1 protein-coding gene and 1 pseudogene are annotated in these 1184 nt (G+C 68.8%); both read left to right on the top strand.

What is annotated here, in order from left to right:
- A partial coding sequence (locus GJ629_RS15875; RefSeq protein ID WP_197428689.1) for an anthranilate synthase component I family protein occupies positions 1-934 on the top strand: 934 nt, incomplete at its 5' end.
- Positions 919-1184 (top strand): annotated as a pseudogene (locus GJ629_RS15870) (anthranilate/aminodeoxychorismate synthase component II); the annotation flags it as partial. The gene GJ629_RS15875 and the pseudogene GJ629_RS15870, both read left to right, overlap by 16 nt.

Genomic DNA, 1184 nt, shown 5'->3' with positions numbered 1-1184 from the left:
CGAACTCGCCCGCGAGGCGACGGACGGTGACCCGGCCATCGGCCCGGCGGACGTGTCGACAGACCGGGCGCACTTCGAGAGCGACTGCGGCCGGGAAGCCTTCGCCGACCGCGTCCGGCAGGTCAAGCAGTACGTCCGGGACGGCGACACCTTTCAGGCGAACATCTCCCACCGCCTCACCGCGCCGGCGGCCGTCCACCCGGTCGCGGTGTTCGACGCCCTCCGCGAGGTGAACCCCGCGCCGTACTCCGCGCTCGTGGAGTTCCCGGGCGTCGATTTGGTCAGCGCCAGCCCCGAACTCCTGCTGGAACGGGACGGCGAACAGGTCCGCACCGAACCCATCGCCGGCACGCGGCCTCGCGGGGCGACCGACGAGGAAGACACCGAACTGGCGGCCGAACTCACCGGCGACGAGAAAGAGCGGGCCGAACACGCGATGCTGGTCGACTTAGAGCGCAACGACCTCGGGAAGGTCTGTCGGTACGGCACCGTCGACGTCAGCGAGTACCGTCGCGTCGACCGCTACTCCGAGGTGATGCACCTCGTCAGCCTCGTCGAGGGGCGCCTCCGGGCGGACTGTTCGCTTTCCGACGCCGTCGCGGCGGTGTTCCCCGGCGGCACCATCACCGGCGCGCCAAAACCCCGGACGATGGCGATAATCGACGAACTGGAGGCGACGCGGCGCGGCCCCTACACGGGTTCTATCGGTATCTTCGGGTTCGACGACCGCGCGACACTGAACATCGTCATCCGGACGCTGGTCCGGTACGGCGAGGCGTACCACCTCCGGGTCGGCGCGGGCATCGTCCACGACTCGGTGCCCGACAGGGAGTACGACGAGACGCTTGCCAAGGGCCGGGCGCTGGTGACGGCCGTCGACGAGGCCCTGTCCGACAGCACGCTCTCGGTGGAGGAGACATGCGAGTCCTCGTGATCGACAACTACGACTCGTTCGCCTACAACCTCGTCCAGTACGTCGGCGAGATAGTCACGACCGACGCGTATCTGGACACCGGCGGCGAGGTGCTGGTCAGGCGCAACGACGCCGTCGGTGTCGACGGTATCCGCGAGTTAGACCCCGACGCCATCGTCGTCTCGCCGGGTCCCGGAACGCCCGAGGAGGCCGGCGTCTCGATGCCGATATTCGAGGAGTTGTCGGTCCCGACGCTGGGGGTCTGTCTCGG

Origin of the sequence: Halapricum sp. CBA1109, from assembly GCF_009741825.1 — an archaeon.
Classification (GTDB): domain Archaea; phylum Halobacteriota; class Halobacteria; order Halobacteriales; family Haloarculaceae; genus Halapricum.
The sequence above is the reverse complement of the archived record's forward strand: the minus strand, read 5'-3'. Positions and strand labels throughout refer to the sequence as shown.